The sequence below is a fragment of the Serinicoccus hydrothermalis genome, assembly GCF_001685415.1.
In the GTDB taxonomy this organism is placed as follows: Bacteria; Actinomycetota; Actinomycetes; order Actinomycetales; family Dermatophilaceae; genus Ornithinicoccus; species Ornithinicoccus hydrothermalis.
This window is the reverse complement of the sequence record NZ_CP014989.1, coordinates 493,802-509,075: the sequence shown is the minus strand read 5'-3', so window position 1 is coordinate 509,075 and position 15,274 is coordinate 493,802. Positions and strand designations below refer to the sequence as shown.

The window sequence follows — 15,274 nt, the reverse complement described above, 5'->3', positions numbered from 1 at the left end:
CCTACGATGACGGCATGAGCGCCGTCGGGACCACCTGGGCCAAGAACCTCGCCTACTCGGCGACCGACCTGGTCGAGCCGGGCAGCCTCGACGAGCTCGCCGAGGTGATGGCCTCCGCCGAGGCGGTGCGCGTGCTGGGGTCGCGGCACTCCTTCAACCGGATCGCGGACACCACCGGGACGATGGTCGGGCTGGGCCGGCTGCCCGTGGACGTCAGCGTCGACGGGGAGCGGGGCCTGGCGCGGGTCGAGGGGGGCGCCGTCTACGGCGCGGTCGCCCGGCGGCTGCAGGAGCTGGGCCAGGGCCTGCACGCGATGGCCTCGCTGCCGCACATCACGGTCGCGGGGGCGGTGGCGACCGACACGCACGGCTCGGGCGACGGCATATCGTCGCTGGCGGAAGGGGTCGCGGCGGTGGAGCTCGTGACGACCACCGGCGAGCGGGTGCGGCTGGAGCGGGGCGAGGACGACTTCGGCGGCGCCGTGGTCTCGCTGGGCACGCTCGGGGCCGTGGTCGCGCTGGAGCTGGACGTGGAGCCGACCTACGACGTGGCCCAGACCGTCTACGAGGGGCTGACCTGGGACACCGTGGCGCAGGACGTCGACGCCGTGACCGGCCTGGGCACGAGCGTGTCGGTCTTCACCGACTGGCGCGACGCCGAGGCGCCGCACCAGGTCTGGGTCAAGCAGCGTACCGACCGCCCCGGCGGCGACCCGGCCGCGCTGGGGCTGCGGCCGGCGGACGGGCAGCGGCACATGCAGCGCGACGTGCCCGGCGAGCGCTGCACCCGGCAGGAGGGCATACCCGGGCCGTGGCTGGACCGGTTGCCGCACTTCCGGCTCGACTTCACCCCCTCCAACGGGGCCGAGGTGCAGTCCGAGTGGCTGCTGCCGCGTCGCCGTGCGGGGGAGGCGATCGACTGGCTCCGGGGGATGGCGGGCTCGCTCGGGCCGCTGACGAAGGCGTGCGAGATGCGGACCGTGTCGGCCGGGGCGCAGTGGCTCTCGCTGGCGCAGGAGGACTGCGTGGCCTTCCACTTCACGTGGGCGCCGGACCAGGCGGCGGTCGAGGCGCTCCTCCCGCGGATCGAGGAGGGGCTGACGCCGCTGGGTGCGCGCCCGCACTGGGGCAAGCTCTTCGACGAGGCGGCGCTCGCGCGGCGGGTCGGGGAGGCCTACCCCGAGGTGGGGCGACTAGCCTTGCTCCGGCAGCGGCTCGACCCGCGGGGCGCGCTGCGCAACGACTTCCTCGACCGCCTGGGCATCTGAGTCGGGGTCGTCCGCACCCGACCGAACCCCCTGAGGAGCCAGACGCATGAGCCAGCCGATCTGGTCGCTGCCGGCCGAGGACACGCAGGTGGCGCGCGCTCTGGTGGAGGCCTTCGGGGCCGAGCTCGGTGGGGTGCCGGACGGGGTCTGGGCTGCACCGGGCCGGGTCAACCTCATCGGGGAGCACACCGACTACAACGGCGGCTGGTGCCTGCCCTTCGCTCTGGCCCACCGCACGTATGTCGCGGTGCGGCGGCGCGACGACGGCCGGCTGCGGATCGCCTCCCGGCAGGCCTCGGGCCAGGCGTGGGAGGGGTCCGTGGCCGAGGTCGGCCCGCAGCAGCCGGGGGGCTGGGGATCCTACGTCGCCGGGGTCGCCGCGGTCCTGGGCGAGCAAGTGGGGCCGGACGCGCTCGGCGCGGACGTCCTGGTGGACGGGCACGTGCCGCTGGGTGCGGGCCTGTCCTCCTCGGCGGCGCTGTCCTGCTCGGTGGCGCTGGCGCTGCACGACCTCGTGCCGGAGCTCGCCGGCCTGGACCGGGCGGCGCTCGCCGCGGCCTGCGTGCGGGCGGAGAACGAGGTCGCCGGGGCGGCGACGGGCGGGATGGACCAGAGCGTCTCGCTGCGGGCCGTGGACGAGCACGCGCTGCTCATCGACTGCCGTGACTTCAGGCTCACACCCGTCGCCTGGACGCTGCCCGAGCACGAGATCCTCGTCATCGACACCCGGGCGCACCACAGCCTGGCGGACGGGCAGTATGCCTCCCGCCGCGCGGCCTGCGAGCGCGCCTGCTCGGTGCTCGGGGTGGCGAGCCTGCGGGAGGTCGACGGGGAGGACGTCGACGAGGTGCTGGCCCGGCTGGGCGACGCCGCCGAGACGGTGCGGCGGGTGCGGCACGTGCTCACCGAGAACACCCGGGTCCTGGACCTCGTGGCCGCGCTGGCCGAGCGGGAGGCGGACGAGGTGGGGCGGCTCATGAGCGCCTCGCACGCCTCGCTGCGCGACGACTACGAGGTCTCCTGCCACGAGCTCGACCTGGCCGTCGAGACGGCGGAGGCGGCAGGCGCCCTGGGCGCGCGGATGACCGGCGGCGGCTTCGGCGGGTCCGCGATCGCGCTGGTGCCCCGCGGGCGGGAGGAGGAGGTCGCGACCGCCGTCGCCGAGGTCTTCGCCGCGGAGGGACTGGAGGCCCCCCACCTCCTCACCGCCACGCCGAGCGCGCCGGCCCGCCGCGTCAGCTGACCGCCCCCACCGAGCGTCCGGTCTGGCGCCGCGTCCGAGCGACCGAGCGTCCAGTCTGGCGGGGGCCGGCCGCCAGAGTGGGCGTCCGGTGGGGTTGGCGTCACGAGACGAGGGCGGCGGCCTGCCGGGCGATCTCCCACTCCTCCGCCGTCGGTATGACGTAGCCCGCGACCCGGCTGTCCGCGGTGGTGATGAGGGTTTCGCCGTCGGCAGCGGCGTTGGCGGGTGCGTCGAGGAGCACACCGAACCCGGCCAGTCGCTGCAGGACGGCCGCGCGGAGCTCGACGTTGTTCTCGCCCACCCCCGCGGTGAAGACCAGCGCGTCGAGCCCGCCGAGCACCGCGGCGAAGGCGCCGACGTAGCGCAGCAGCCGGTGCACGACCACCTCGAAGGCCAGCACCGCCGCCGGGTCCCCGTCCGCCCGCCGCGCCATGACCTGCCGGAAGTCCGCCGAGCCGGTGAGCCCGAGCAGCCCGGACTCCTTGGCCAGCGCACGCTCGACCTCCTCGGTCGACAGCCCGGCCACCCGGCCCAGGTGCCCGGCGACCCCGGGGTCGAGGTCACCCGGACGGGTGCCCATGACCAGCCCTTCCAGCGGGGTCATGCCCATCGAGGTGTCGACGCTGTGGCCGCCGTCGACCGCAGCGGCGCTGGCCCCGTTGCCCAGGTGCAGCACGATGCTGCGCACCTCCTCCAGCGGACGGCCCAGGAGGTCGGCGGCCCGTCGGGAGACGTAGGCGTGGGAGGTGCCGTGGAAGCCGTAGCGCCGCACCCGGTGCTCCTCGCGCCACTGCCGGGGCACGGCGTAGGTCGCGGCGGCCTCCGGCATGCCCTGGTGGAAGGCGGTGTCGAAGACCGCGACCTGGGGCACATCGGGGAACGCCTCCTGCGTGGCGGCGATACCCGCGAGGTTGCCGGGGTTGTGCAGCGGTGCGAGCGGCACGAGGCGCTCGACGGTCGCGATGACCTCCGGGGTGATGAGCGTGGGGTCGGCGAACTCCGCGCCGCCGTGCACGACCCGGTGCCCCACGACGAGCAGGTCGACGTCGGCGAGGGTGGGGCCGTGCTCCTGGAAGGCGCGGGTCGCCAGCTGCAGCGCCGCCGCGTGGTCGGGCACGTCGAGGACCTGCTCGTGGGTCCTCCCGCCCACGGTGTGGCGCGCCACCCCGTCGCTCAGGCCGATGCGCTCCACCAGCCCCTTGGCCTGCGAGGCCCCGGTGTGCGGGTCGAGCAGCTCGTACTTCACCGACGAGGAGCCGGCGTTGACGACGAGCACGACCGGGTCGCCTCCCGCGGCGCCGCTCCCAGCGCCGCGCCCCGCGCCGCTCCGGCCGCCCGCCCCAGCGCCCTGGTGCGCGCTCATCGGCCCGCCCCCGCCTGGATCCCCGTGATGGCGACGGTGTTGATGATGTCGCGGACCGTCGCGCCTCGGGACAGGTCGTTGACCGGGGCGTTGAGCCCCTGCAGCACCGGTCCGACCGCCACCGCGGAGGCGCTGCGCTGCACCGCTTTGTAGGTGTTGTTGCCGGTGTTGAGGTCGGGGAAGACGAGCACGGTGGCCTGTCCGGCGACGGGGGAGTCCTTGAGCTTGGTGGCCGCGACGGAGGGGTCGACGGCGGCGTCGTACTGGATCGGCCCCTCGACCAGGAGCGAGGGCTCCCGCTCGCGCACGAGGCCGGTCGCCGTGCGCACCTTGTCGACGTCGGCCCCGCTGCCCGAGCCGCCGGTGCTGTAGGACAGCATCGCCACCCGCGGCTCGACGCCGAACTGGGCGGCCGTCGCGGCCGAGGAGATCGCGATGTCGGCGAGCTGCTCGGCGTCCGGGTCGGGGTTGATGGCGCAGTCGCCGTAGACGAGGACCTTGTCGGCCAGGCACATGAAGAACACCGAGCTGACGACCGAGACACCGGGGGAGGTGCGGATAACCTCCAGCGCCGGCCTGATGGTGTGCGCGGTCGTGGTGATCGACCCGGAGACCATGCCGTCGGCCCGCCCGGTCTTGACCATGAGGGTGCCGAAGTAGGCCGGGTCGGTGACGATGTCCTGGGCCTGCTCGAGGGTGACGCCCTTATGTGCCCGCAGCTCGGCATACGTCCGGGCGAAGTCCTCGCGCCAGTCGCTGGTGAGCGGGTCGACGACCTCGGCGGCGTCGAGCCGCAGGCCCAGCGCCGCCCCCCGCTCACGCACCTGCGCCTCGTCACCGAGCAGCGTGAGCCGGGCGACCCCGCGGGCGAGCACGGTGTCGGCCGCCCGCAGGATCCGGTCCTCCCCGCCCTCGGGCAGCACCACGTGCGCGCCCGTCTCCCGCGCCCGGGCCATGATCTCGTGCTCGAACATGAGCGGGGTCACCACGCCGGACCGGCGACCGGTGTCGTCCTCGACGGGGAGCAGCCGGGTGAGGTCGACGTGCTGCTGGGCCAGGGACCGGGCGTGCTCGATCTTGCGCTGCGAGCGGGGGGTGATGCGGCCGACGACGTCGTCCATGGTCATCGCCGTGCGCATGGTCCCGCCCTCGCAGCCGATGATCGGCAGTTCCACCGCGAGGCCCTCGACGAGCCGAGACACCTGCTCGCTGGGGCGCAGCCCACCGTTGAGGACGATGGCCCCGAGCGAGGGGAAGGTCGAGGACCGGTGGGCGAGGATGGCGCCCAGCAGCACGTCCTCGCGGTCGCCGGGGCAGATGAGCACGTTGCCCTCGCGCAGCCGGTCCAGGACGTTGGGCATGGTCATCCCGGCGATGATGAGCCCGGTCGCCTCTCGCTCGAGCAGGGTCTCGTCACCCGCCCGGAGTATGCCGTCGGTCGCGGCCATGAGGTCGCCGACCGTCGGGGCGGCGAGCAGCGGGTCGGCGGGCATCGCGAGGACGACCGGGTCGCTGCCGCCGCCGGCCACCTGCTCGGCGACCGCGTCGCGGACCGCCGCGGACATCTCGTCCAGGTCGTCGTCGACGCGGTTGGCGAGCACGCCCGCGACCGCCGCGTGCCGGCTCAGAGCCTCCTGCACGGTGACGGCCGCGGCGGTCGCGGTGTCCTCCACGCTGCGGCCGGCGGCGGGGATGATGAGCAGCATGGGCGCGCCGAGGTGGGCGGCGATGCCGGCGTTGGTGGAGAACTCGGTGGGGGCGGTGACCCCGGTGTAGTCCGAGCCGACGACGAGCACCCGCTCGTGCTCGGCGGCATACCGGTGGAACCGGTCGACGATGTCGCCGATGGCCGCGTCGTGCTGGTGGTGCAGGTCGTCGTAGGTCACCCCGACGGCGTCCTCGATGGCCGACGTCGACGTCGAGAGCGGGTGCAGCAGGTGCAGGAGCGGGTCGTGCTCCCGGTCCTGCACGACGGGGCGGAAGACGCCGACCCGGCCGCCGAGGGCGCACAGCTGGGCGAGCAGCCCGACTGCCACCGCCGACTTGCCGGACCGGGGCTCGGCGGACGCGACATACAGGGAGGTGCTCACGGGTCCCACGATAGCCACGCCTTACGCTGCGTCCATGGACACGTCGAGCTCGCTGACCGCTGCCGGTGGACTCTCCGCGGTGCGGGTGTGGGTCGACGGCGCCCTCGTCGGGCCGGAGGGCTCGGTGCCGGCGCTGGACCACGGGATCACCGTCGGCGACGGGGTGTTCGAGACGTGCAAGGTGGTCGACGGGGAGGTCTTCGCGCTCACGCGGCACCACGACCGCATGGACCGGTCGCTCGCGGCGCTCGGCCTGGAGCCGCTGGACCGGGACCGGGTCGGGGAGGGCATCGCTGCGGTCCTCGCCGAGGGAGGTATGCCGTTCGGCCGCCTGCGCTACACCGTCACCGCCGGGCTCGGGCCGCTGGGCAGCGACCGGGTCCCGGGAGCCGCGACGTATGTCGTCACCGCGGTCGAGCAGGACCCCATCCCGGCGACGACCTCCGCGCTCGTGGTGCCCTGGGTCCGCAACGAGCGGGGGGCGCTCACCGGGGTGAAGTCGACGTCCTACGCGGAGAACGTCGTCGCGCTCGCGGCGGCGAAGGCGCGCGGGCACTCCGAGGCGATCCTCGCCAACACCGCGGGGATGCTGTGCGAGGGGACCGGCACCAACGTCTTCGTCGTGACCGGCGACACCGTGCGCACCCCCGGCCTCGGCTCGGGACCGCTGGCCGGGGTCACCCGCGGGCTGGTCGTCGAGTGGTTGCGCGAGGACGGCGTCGACGTGGTCGAGGAGGCGCTGCCGCTGTCGGTGCTGGGCGAGGCCGACGAGATCTGGCTCTCGAGCAGCATCCGCGACATCACCGCGCTGCACCGGCTGGACGTCCACGACCCGGTGCTGCTGACCAGCGGTCAAGAGCTGGCCGTGCCCGGGCTGACCCCTCGTGACCTGGGGGGACAGCCCGGCCCGATGGCGCAGCGGGCCCTGCGGGTCTTCGCAGAGCGGGCCGCGCGGACCCTCGATCCTTGACGGAGACCTGACCTGTCAGCGGTGACAACCGCACGGGAGCGTGGCTACGTTCGAAGGAACACGTCAGCGACGGCGTCCGTCCCTCTCACGAGGAGTAGACGTGTGCGTCCTGCTGGAAAGCGCACTCTGGCCCTCATCAGCACCGGTGCCGTGGCCCTGCGGCGGCGCCAACTACGTGTGCTCGGGCACCGCGACCGACAGCGCCAACGGCGACGTGGTGACCACGGACTACGGCCTGACCTTCGACGCCTTCGGCTACCCGGCGGCCAGCCCCTACGACGGGGAGGAGCTGTGGCGCTGCTCCGGGGTCGCCGGACCGGACACGCGCGGCACCACCGACCACCGTCTGCCGTGCTCGATGACCGGCGGTCCAGCGGGGGTGGCTGGATCACCGGCGGCGTCCTCAACTGGGTGAACTCCTTCGGCTACCAGGGGGAGCGGGACGTCATGTACGGCCCCTACCTCGGGAACGTCGAGCAGCAGGTCTACACCGCTGCCAGCACCAGCTGAGTCACCAGCCGAGGCGATTTCTTCGCTCGGGCACGGGGAGGCTAGACTGCCTCCTCGTGCCCGCGGGCACGTCCGGACGTGTAGCTCAGTTGGTTAGAGCGTTCGCTTCACACGCGAGAGGTCAGGGGTTCGAGTCCCTTCACGTCCACCCGGTTCGAGGTGCGGTATGAGGCCCCTAGCCTGCGGAGACGCGGTCGAGGAGCGTTCGGCGTGGCTGGCGGCTGTCGCCTGTGGGGCTTGTCATCGCGTCACGTCGCGGCGCTGACCTCGAGGAGGCTGCGCCAGGGGTCCTCGAAGCGCAGGGTGCGGCCGTCGTGCTGGGCGGGGATCTCGTGGTGGCGGAGTCGCTCGGCGAGTGCGTCGACGTCCTGGGTGGTCGGTACCACGATGGAGACCTGCCCGAGGCCGATGGTGGCGGCCCGGGCGCCTGCGCCGCGGCTGCCCCAGCTGTTCATGGCCATGTGGTGGTGGTAGCCACCGGCCGAGACGAAGATCGCGCCGTTCCACTGGGCGGTGACCTCGAAGCCGAGGGCGTCGACGTAGAAGGCCCGCGCGGTGGGGACGTCGCCGACCTTGAGGTGCACGTGGCCCACCTCGGCGGTGCTGGGGGCCTGCTCCACGTGGTGGTCGCGCAGGAACGCCTGCGGGTCCAGGGGGAGGGAGTCCATGGCCACCCGGCCGCCGTGCCAGCTCCACTGCTCGCGCGGCCGGTCCCGGTAGAGCTCGATGCCGTTGCCCTCGGGGTCGGTGAAGTAGAACGCCTCCGAGACCAGGTGGTCGGCGGAGCCGACGAAGATCGAGCGGGGGTGCTGGGCGGCCCGGGCGACGACGTCCGCGAGCGCGGCTCGGTCCGGGAAGAGCAGCGCGGTGTGGAACAGGCCTGCCTGGCCGGGTGCCGGGGCGGGGAGGCCGGGGGTGTGGACGAGGACGACGAGTGCGTCGCGTCCGCGACCGAGGACGCTGGTGTCGGCCCGCCCGAGGGCGGGGGAGCCACGGTCGACGGCGGTGCCCGCGGCGTCGCCGGGCAGCTCCTCGAGGCCGAGCGCGTCACGGTAGTAGTCCGTCATGCCCGGGAGGTCGGCCACGTGCAGGGTGACGGCGTCCATGGTGGTGGTGCCGGGCAGAAGGAGATCGGTGGTCATGGTGGGGCCCTCGGAAGTTGTCGTGTCAACTAATTACGCCACCGTACCACCGCATAGTTGTCGGTACAACTGACCCCGCCTCGTCAGTGGTGGAGGTTGTCCCGTCAACCATCGGTGATACTGGTGCGATGACGACGACGTGGTTGACCGATGCCGAGCGGGCGGCCTGGGTCCGGATGGCAGCCGTGCTGGAGCTGCTGCCCGGTGTGCTCGACACGCAGCTGCGGCGGGACAGCGGGCTCACCCACTTCGAGTACTTCACGCTGGCCATGCTCTCCGAGGCAGACGGCCGGACGCTGCGGATGACCGCCCTCGCGGCCCAGACCAACGCCACCCTCCCGCGGCTCTCGCACGTGGTTCGGCGTCTCGAGGGTCGAGGTCTGGTGTCGCGTATGCCGTGTCCCGAGGATGCCCGCGCCACGAACGCCCGGCTGACCGACGACGGGTGGGAGGCGGTCCGGGCAGCTGCGCCGGGTCACGTCGCCGCCGTCCGCGACGCCGTCGTCGACGCGCTGACCCCCACGCAGATCGAGCAGCTGACGGCTATCACCACGGCGATCCTGCGGCGTATCGATCCCGATGGGACCATGCTGGACCGGTCATGAACCGCTGCGGGTGGTCGGTGCACGACGTCGCCGCCCACCTCACCGACTCGGCCCTCACGACCCGGTTCGGCTTCGAGCGTCAGATGGTCCGCGCCCGCTTCGACTCCGACCGGGCGAACGAGGAGGGAGCGGCGAAGCGCAAGGGCACCGACCCGGTCCTGACGCTGGACGCGTTCCGCGCTACGGCAGACCGCACCTGCAGTCCGCCGGCACCCATAGCCACCCGGCTGGTCGAGGCCTGTGTGCACGGTGAGGACATCTGCCGTCCCCTGGGCATCCAGCACGCCTACCCGATGGAGCCCGTCATGATGGCGCTGACGCACATGGTGAGGACCAGCGCCGGGTTCGGTGGAGGCAGGGAGCGTGCCCGCGGCCTCCGTCTCTGCCTCCTTCCGCCCGAGGCTCAGATCGGCGACGGCCCCGAGGTCCGCGGCGAGCCCATCGCGTGCATCGAGCCGGCGGCGTCCCCCAGCGCCGGTCGCTCCACCACCAGCTCAACGGGGTGACGGCGGCCGCGACGACCAGCAGCGGCCACCAGGACCCCGTCGCACCACCGGACGGCCCGTCCGCAAGGGAGCGGCTCACCCCCTGACCACATGCGACAGCCCCGGTCGAGGACCGGGGCTGTCGTCGTGGGTGCCGTGCTGGTCAGCGCAGGGCCGCGGGGGCGGTCCGTGCCCACCAGTCGCCGAGCCCAAGGGTGCTCCACGCGGCCGGGATGGCGGCGATGGTGAGCAGCACCAGCGCGCCCGTGAGGTGGTCGTCCAGGAACGGGTTGGTCACGGTCGGGATCGCCGCGCCGTACATGAACAGGTACATCAGCGCTCCTGCCAGGGCGCCCACGCGGGCTCCGGCACCGGTCATGAGGGTGACGCCGATGCCCAGCAGGCCGAGCATGAAGAGCCAGTCGATGACGACCATGCCGGCCATGCCGTTGTAGAAGCCGGCGAGCGGACCCTCGACACCGCTGAGGTAGCCGGTGGTGGGGCTGCCGCCGTTGATCCAGGCGCGCTCGCCCGGGGTCGCGTAGCCCAGACCGAAGGTCTTGTCCAGGAACGCCCACAGGAAGTAGAAGCCGAAGGCGATGCGGGTGATGGCCAGCATCCAGGCACCGGCCACGGGCAGAACCTCGTGGTCCCGTGCCGTGAGGCGGGTGGCCGTGGTGGTGGCGGAGCTCATGATGCCTACTTTCGACGTGTCCGACTAGGTACTACACAGTGTAGCAGTCAGACTACGACGGTATGTAGTGCTTTGGTCGCCCACGCCGACACCTCGGACGTCAGGGGAGTGCCAGACATGGCGGGGGCGTCCAGCCACATCATCCCGTAGGTGTCCGACACCCGCGGCAGGCCGCCCGGGCCAGCCTCCCAACCGGGCCGCGGGACGGCGAAGTAGATGAGGTCGATGTGCTGGTGCGGCGGGTCCTGCGAGATGTCCTCCACCTGGATGCCCTCAGGGCGCACGAGCTGCCGGGGCGAGCCCGGTGCGTCGTGAGGTATGCCGGGGGAGCCGACGAGGTCGACCGCCAGGCCGGTCTCCTCGAGGGTCTCGCGCCGCGCCGCGTCGTCTGGGAGCTCATGCGGCTCGATGTGTCCGCCGGGCGGAAGCCACAGGCCGACCTTGGGGTGCGGGTGCAGCAGGACGTGCCCCGCGTGGACGACGAAGACCGCCACGGTGAAGTGCTTGGTGATGCCGTCCGGCGGCTCCCGGTCCTCGACTGCGCCCACGACCAGCACCCTAGGCGCTCTGCCCCGGGCCGGTCTGCGCGCCGTGCGCGACCCGATATCCGGTGCCGACGTCCGCGATCCGGCGGGTAGGGTTGGGCGACCGACGGGCGCGCGCGGCGCACGTCATACCCCATCTCCGAGGAGCGCCAGCGTGTCCACCCAGATCACCGTCAGTGTCGCAGGCAGCGAGCGAGCGGTCGACCAGGGCACGACCGCGGGCGACCTCTTCGCCGACGACCGCCAGGTGGTCGTGGCGCGGGTCGGTGGCGAGCTGCGCGACCTGCACCACGAGCTCGTCGACGGCGACGTCGTCGAGCCGGTGCTCGTCACCGAGCCCGACGGGCTCGACGTGCTCCGGCACTCCTGCGCCCACGTGCTGGCCCAGGCGGTCCAGCAGACCTGGCCCGACGCCCGGCTCGGGATCGGCCCGCCGGTGCGCGACGGCTTCTACTACGACTTCGACGTCGCCGAGCCGTTCACCCCCGACGACCTCAAGCGCCTCGAGAAGACGATGCAGCGCATCATCAACTCCGGGCAGACCTTCGCCCGGCGCGAGGTCGACGACGAGGCCGCCCGGGAGGAGCTGGCAGCCGAGCCCTACAAGCTCGAGCTCATCGGCCTCAAGGGTGGCGCCTCCGAGGACGCCGCCGAGGGCGCGAGCGTCGAGGTCGGCGGCAGCCAGCTCACGATCTACGACAACCTCGACCGGACCGGCGAGACGGTCTGGGGCGACCTGTGCCGCGGCCCGCACCTGCCGAGCACCAAGATCATCGGCAACGCCTTCAAGCTCATGCGCAGCGCCGCAGCGTACTGGCGGGGCAGCGAGAAGAACCCGCAGCTGCAGCGGATCTACGGCACCGCCTGGCCGTCCAAGGACGAGCTCAAGGCATACCTCGACCGTCTCGCGGAGGCCGAGAAGCGTGACCACCGCCGCCTGGGCGCGGAGATGGACCTCTACTCCTTCCCCGAGGAGCTGGGCGCAGGCCTGCCCGTCTTCCACCCCAAGGGCGGCGTCCTGAAGCGGGTCATGGAGGACTACCTGCGCCAGCGGCACATCGACGAGGGGTTCGAGTACGTCGGGACCCCTCACGTCGCCAAGGAGGGGTTGTTCCACACCTCCGGCCACCTGCCGTACTACGAGGACACGATGTTCCCGCCGATGGAGGAGGACGGGCAGCGCTACTTCCTCAAGGCGATGAACTGCCCCATGCACAACCTCATCTACCGCAGCCAGCAGCGCTCCTACCGCGACCTGCCGCTGCGGCTGTTCGAGTTCGGGCACGTCTACCGCTACGAGAAGTCCGGAGTGGTGCACGGACTGACCCGGGTGCGCGGGCTGGAGATGGACGACTCGCACTCCTACGTCACCCGCGAGCAGGCCCCGGGCGAGATCCGGCACCTGCTGACCTTCGTGCTCGGGGTGCTGCGCGACTTCGGCCTGGACGACTTCTACCTCGAGCTCTCCACCCGGGACGAGGTGGGGGAGAAGAAGGACAAGTTCATCGGCACCGACGAGCAGTGGGCCGAGGCGACGGCCGTGCTCGAGGAGGTCGCGCGGGACTCCGGGCTGGAGCTCGTGCCCGACCCCGGTGGTGCCGCCTTCTACGGGCCCAAGATCTCGGTGCAGGCCCGCGACGCGATCGGCCGGACCTGGCAGATGTCGACGGTGCAGTACGACTTCAACCAGCCGGAGCGCTTCGGGCTGGAGTACTCCGCCGCGGACGGGAGCCGTCAGCAACCGGTGATGATCCACTCGGCCAAGCTCGGCTCGGTCGAGCGCTTCATGGGGGTGCTCATCGAGCACTACGCCGGTCAGCTCCCGCCCTGGCTCGCGCCGGTGCAGGTCGTCGGGGTGCCCGTGGCGGAGGACTTCTACGGCTACCTCGACGACGTCGCCGGCAGGCTCCGGGAGCACGGCATCCGGGTGGAGGTCGACCACGGCGACGACCGCTTCCCCAAGAAGATCCGCAACGCCAGCCGGTCCAAGGCTCCGTTCATCCTCATCGCGGGTGGCGAGGACGCCGAGGCCGGCGCGGTCTCCTTCCGCTTCCGCGACGGCTCGCAGGAGAACGCCGTCCCCGTCGACGAGGCGGTCCAGCGGATCGTCACCGCGGTGCGCGACCGCGTGCAGGTCTGAGCTCCGCGCTCGGCGCACCGGCATACCCCTGACCTAGGATCGGCTCACCCGACGGAGCAGGAGCAGGTATGCCGACACTGGGGGAGGCCGCGCAGGGTGTGCGCGTGCGCGCGCTCACCGACGACGAGGCGCTGCTGCTCGGTGCGCTGCACAAGCAGGCTCTGGTCAGGGCCGGCACCGACCCGGACGCGGGCGAGCCGATGCACGTGCGTGCCTTCGCCAGCGCCTGGCACCCGCGCGCCGACGACCTCCCGGCCTGGGTCGCCGAGCACGACGGCGAGCACGTCGGGGTCGCGGTGGTCCGCCGCACGATGCTGCCCCACCTCGCGGGTGCTCCGCGGCTGCTCGTCCTCTCCGCACTGGGTCCGGCAGACACCGTCGGTGAGGAGGCGGTCTGTCTCGCCCTGGTCCGTCAGGTCATCGGTTGGGCGCGGGAGCGTGGCGACGAGCGGGTCGAGGTCGCGGGCGACGTTGCGCTGCCGGCTCCCGTCCTGGATGCGGTCCGCGCGGTGGTGCGGCAGGCGACCTCGGTCAGCCTGCCCACCCAACCCTGAGCGGGTCCGACGCCCGCAGCAGGGTCAGCCGCGGAGTGGCTCGAGGACGAAGACCGGGATGAGCCGGTCGGTCTTCTCCTGGTAGTCGGCGTAGCTGGGGAAGGTCTGCACCGCGCGCTCCCACCACGCGTCCCGCTCCGGCCCCTCGCCGAGCTCGCGCGCCCGCAGCGCCTGCTGGCTGGTGCCGTCCTGGACCAGGACGTCGGGGTTCTTGGCCACGTTGTAGTACCACGCCGGGTGCTCGGGCGCCCCACCCTTGCTCGCGACGGCGAGGTAGGAACCCTCGTGCTCGACCCGCATCAGCGGGACCCGCCTGAGCATGCCGCTGCGGGCGCCACGCATGGTGATGACCACGACCGGTCGGTCCTGGATCGTCGCGGCGGCGGTGTCTCCCGCGGCGTCGATGTCGCGCAGCTGGGTGGCCACCCAGTCGCTCTTCTCCGGCAGGTATGCCGCCGGGTCGCCGATCGCGGCGTCGTCGAGGTCGTGCCGTGCGCTGCTGTTGTCCATGACCTGGCCAACTCCGGCCGGGCACCCAGTGTTCCCGCCGGTCACGTGTCGCCCGCACGGATGCGTGCCCTCACGAGGTCGGCCACCGCCGCGGCGGCCCCCGGCACGCCGCGGTATCCCGGGAAGGCGTTCACGTCCACGACGACCGGTCCGTCCGGACCGAGCACCACGTCCACACCTGCCAGGTCGAGCCGGCAGACGCGTCGGGCGGCGAGCGCCAGGCGGGTCAGGTCGTCGGGGACCGCGAAGACCGCCCTGGACGACAGGTGCCCCGCCAACAACGGGGAGGGCTTGAGCAGACCGCTCACATGGTCTCCGATGACGTAGAGCTTGTGGTCGGCCCCGTCGTTCGGGACGAAGGGCTGGACGAGGTAGGTCTGCACGGCCCGGGACCATGGCACGGGTATACCCCTGGCCACGAGGCGCTGCTCCAGCCGTTCCGGACGGCGCAGCAGCCGCACGCCGGGCAGCGGGTTGAGGCAGGGGATGCCCGCGCCCGCGAGCCTGGCGACCACCTGCTCCGGGCCGCGGTGAGGCGAGGATGAGAGGACGATGACGGCTTTCGCGACGGGCCGCGACGGTGTCCCTAGACTGCGGCCTATGACCTCCGTGCCCGAGCCCGAGGACGCCATCACCTTCGCGGGGTCGCAGGACGGCTTCGAACGCCTCTGGACCCCGCACCGGATGGCCTACGTCCGGGGCGAGCGGCCCAGCAACGACGCCGGCTCCGGCTGCCCCTTCTGCGCGGCGCCCGGTCAGGACGACGCCGAGAGCCTCGTGGTCCGGCGGGGCGAGCACTGCTACGTCGTGCTCAACCTCTTCCCCTACAACCCCGGTCACCTGCTCATCTGCCCCTACCGCCACGTCTCGCTCTACGTCGACATGACCCCGGAGGAGACGGGGGAGTTCACCGAGCTCACCCGGCAGGCGATCGGCGCGATCACCGCCGCGAGCAACCCGGCCGGCTACAACATCGGCATGAACCAGGGCGAGGTCGCGGGGGCCGGCGTCGCCGCCCACCTGCACCAGCACGTCGTGCCGCGCTGGATGGGCGACGCCAACTTCCTGCCGATCGTGGCGCAGACCAAGGCGGTCCCGCAGTTGCTGCAGGACGTGCGCGAGCAGCTCGCCGAGCACTGGCCCGGCTGAGGGGTA

The 15,274-nt window shown here is 72.7% G+C and carries 16 protein-coding genes and 1 tRNA gene; 10 read left to right on the top strand and 7 right to left on the bottom strand.

The genetic code is table 11. The features are described from left to right. The first annotated feature begins 14 nt into the window (after positions 1-14). Both SGUI_RS02390 and galK read left to right on the top strand, forming a co-directional pair. On the top strand, positions 15-1,268 hold the full coding sequence (locus SGUI_RS02390; protein ID WP_066635768.1) for an FAD-binding protein: 1,254 nt from the start codon (positions 15-17) through the stop codon (positions 1,266-1,268). 46 nt (positions 1,269-1,314) lie between these two features. Further along, a complete protein-coding gene (gene galK / locus SGUI_RS02385; protein ID WP_066635764.1) occupies positions 1,315-2,511 on the top strand; it encodes a galactokinase in 1,197 nt (398 codons plus the stop codon). A gap of 100 nt (positions 2,512-2,611) precedes the next feature. Here galK and SGUI_RS02380 read toward each other — a convergent pair whose 3' ends face one another. Both SGUI_RS02380 and pta read right to left on the bottom strand, forming a co-directional pair. Continuing rightward, on the bottom strand, positions 2,612-3,874 hold the full coding sequence (locus tag SGUI_RS02380) for an acetate/propionate family kinase (protein ID WP_083190436.1): 1,263 nt from the start codon (positions 3,872-3,874) through the stop codon (positions 2,612-2,614). Continuing rightward, positions 3,871-5,964, bottom strand: coding sequence for a phosphate acetyltransferase (pta, locus tag SGUI_RS02375; RefSeq protein ID WP_066635759.1), 2,094 nt, complete (start codon positions 5,962-5,964; stop codon positions 3,871-3,873). Before pta ends, SGUI_RS02380 begins: the two co-directional genes overlap by 4 nt. 34 nt (positions 5,965-5,998) lie before the next feature. Here pta and SGUI_RS02370 point away from each other — a divergent pair, with 34 nt between their 5' ends. The 3 genes from SGUI_RS02370 (at position 5,999) to SGUI_RS02360 (ending at position 7,592) form a co-directional block, all read left to right on the top strand. Next, positions 5,999-6,934, top strand: a complete 936-nt coding sequence (locus SGUI_RS02370; RefSeq protein WP_202816601.1) for an aminotransferase class IV — start codon at positions 5,999-6,001, stop codon at positions 6,932-6,934. A 145-nt stretch (positions 6,935-7,079) separates the two neighbouring features. After that, positions 7,080-7,349, top strand: a complete 270-nt coding sequence (locus tag SGUI_RS02365) for a hypothetical protein (RefSeq protein ID WP_066635757.1) — start codon at positions 7,080-7,082, stop codon at positions 7,347-7,349. 169 nt (positions 7,350-7,518) lie between these two features. Next, positions 7,519-7,592 (top strand) — tRNA-Val (locus SGUI_RS02360). 100 nt (positions 7,593-7,692) lie between these two features. Here the strand turns inward: SGUI_RS02360 and SGUI_RS02355 are convergent. Continuing rightward, positions 7,693-8,586: a VOC family protein gene (locus SGUI_RS02355; protein WP_066635755.1), complete on the bottom strand. Its 894-nt coding sequence runs from the start codon at positions 8,584-8,586 to the stop codon at positions 7,693-7,695. A gap of 128 nt (positions 8,587-8,714) precedes the next feature. On the opposite strand from SGUI_RS02355, the gene SGUI_RS02350 reads away from it, so the two are divergent. Together SGUI_RS02350 and SGUI_RS02345 are read left to right on the top strand one after the other, a co-directional pair. Then, positions 8,715-9,191 (top strand): MarR family winged helix-turn-helix transcriptional regulator, encoded by a 477-nt coding sequence (locus SGUI_RS02350; protein WP_022923853.1) that lies wholly within the window; start codon positions 8,715-8,717, stop codon positions 9,189-9,191. Beyond that, positions 9,188-9,697 (top strand): maleylpyruvate isomerase family mycothiol-dependent enzyme, encoded by a 510-nt coding sequence (locus SGUI_RS02345; RefSeq protein WP_066635752.1) that lies wholly within the window; start codon positions 9,188-9,190, stop codon positions 9,695-9,697. The genes SGUI_RS02350 and SGUI_RS02345 overlap by 4 nt, the downstream gene beginning before the upstream one ends. A gap of 142 nt (positions 9,698-9,839) precedes the next feature. Here the strand turns inward: SGUI_RS02345 and SGUI_RS02340 are convergent, their stop codons facing one another. Continuing rightward, positions 9,840-10,370 (bottom strand): hypothetical protein, encoded by a 531-nt coding sequence (locus SGUI_RS02340; RefSeq protein ID WP_066635749.1) that lies wholly within the window; start codon positions 10,368-10,370, stop codon positions 9,840-9,842. A 47-nt stretch (positions 10,371-10,417) separates the two neighbouring features. Next, complete coding sequence (locus tag SGUI_RS02335) at positions 10,418-10,918, bottom strand: NUDIX hydrolase (RefSeq protein ID WP_066635746.1); 501 nt, start codon at positions 10,916-10,918, stop codon at positions 10,418-10,420. Between the two features lie 151 nt (positions 10,919-11,069). Here SGUI_RS02335 and thrS point away from each other — a divergent pair, with 151 nt between their 5' ends. Together thrS and SGUI_RS02325 are read left to right on the top strand one after the other, a co-directional pair. Next, a complete protein-coding gene (gene thrS / locus SGUI_RS02330; RefSeq protein ID WP_066635743.1) occupies positions 11,070-13,055 on the top strand; it encodes a threonine--tRNA ligase in 1,986 nt (661 codons plus the stop codon). Between the two features lie 68 nt (positions 13,056-13,123). After that, positions 13,124-13,609, top strand: coding sequence for a GNAT family N-acetyltransferase (locus SGUI_RS02325; RefSeq protein WP_066635735.1), 486 nt, complete (start codon positions 13,124-13,126; stop codon positions 13,607-13,609). A gap of 24 nt (positions 13,610-13,633) precedes the next feature. Here the strand turns inward: SGUI_RS02325 and SGUI_RS02320 are convergent, their stop codons facing one another. Both SGUI_RS02320 and SGUI_RS17300 read right to left on the bottom strand, forming a co-directional pair. Further along, positions 13,634-14,119 carry a nitroreductase family deazaflavin-dependent oxidoreductase gene (locus tag SGUI_RS02320; protein WP_083190434.1) on the bottom strand — a complete coding sequence of 162 codons (486 nt, stop codon included), beginning with the start codon at positions 14,117-14,119 and terminating at the stop codon, positions 13,634-13,636. Between the two features lie 41 nt (positions 14,120-14,160). Then, on the bottom strand, positions 14,161-14,634 hold the full coding sequence (locus SGUI_RS17300) for an ATP-grasp domain-containing protein (RefSeq protein ID WP_066635733.1): 474 nt from the start codon (positions 14,632-14,634) through the stop codon (positions 14,161-14,163). A gap of 85 nt (positions 14,635-14,719) precedes the next feature. Here SGUI_RS17300 and SGUI_RS02310 point away from each other — a divergent pair, with 85 nt between their 5' ends. Further along, positions 14,720-15,268 (top strand): HIT family protein, encoded by a 549-nt coding sequence (locus tag SGUI_RS02310; protein ID WP_066635730.1) that lies wholly within the window; start codon positions 14,720-14,722, stop codon positions 15,266-15,268. The last annotated feature ends 6 nt before the right edge of the window (positions 15,269-15,274 follow it).

What these genes read in the sequence shown, in the direction of transcription:
- SGUI_RS02320 (WP_083190434.1), bottom strand. Translation starts at nt 14,119, where the DNA reads ATGGACAACAGCAGCGCACGGCACGACCTCGACGACGCCGCGATCGGC.
- SGUI_RS02350 (WP_022923853.1), top strand. Translation starts at nt 8,715, where the DNA reads ATGACGACGACGTGGTTGACCGATGCCGAGCGGGCGGCCTGGGTCCGG.
- SGUI_RS02310 (WP_066635730.1), top strand. Translation starts at nt 14,720, where the DNA reads ATGACCTCCGTGCCCGAGCCCGAGGACGCCATCACCTTCGCGGGGTCG.
- SGUI_RS02355 (WP_066635755.1), bottom strand. Translation starts at nt 8,586, where the DNA reads ATGACCACCGATCTCCTTCTGCCCGGCACCACCACCATGGACGCCGTC.
- SGUI_RS02345 (WP_066635752.1), top strand. Translation starts at nt 9,188, where the DNA reads ATGAACCGCTGCGGGTGGTCGGTGCACGACGTCGCCGCCCACCTCACC.
- SGUI_RS02380 (WP_083190436.1), bottom strand. Translation starts at nt 3,874, where the DNA reads ATGAGCGCGCACCAGGGCGCTGGGGCGGGCGGCCGGAGCGGCGCGGGG.
- galK (WP_066635764.1), top strand. Translation starts at nt 1,315, where the DNA reads ATGAGCCAGCCGATCTGGTCGCTGCCGGCCGAGGACACGCAGGTGGCG.
- SGUI_RS02325 (WP_066635735.1), top strand. Translation starts at nt 13,124, where the DNA reads ATGCCGACACTGGGGGAGGCCGCGCAGGGTGTGCGCGTGCGCGCGCTC.
- SGUI_RS02370 (WP_202816601.1), top strand. Translation starts at nt 5,999, where the DNA reads ATGGACACGTCGAGCTCGCTGACCGCTGCCGGTGGACTCTCCGCGGTG.
- SGUI_RS02390 (WP_066635768.1), top strand. Translation starts at nt 15, where the DNA reads ATGAGCGCCGTCGGGACCACCTGGGCCAAGAACCTCGCCTACTCGGCG.
- SGUI_RS02340 (WP_066635749.1), bottom strand. Translation starts at nt 10,370, where the DNA reads ATGAGCTCCGCCACCACCACGGCCACCCGCCTCACGGCACGGGACCAC.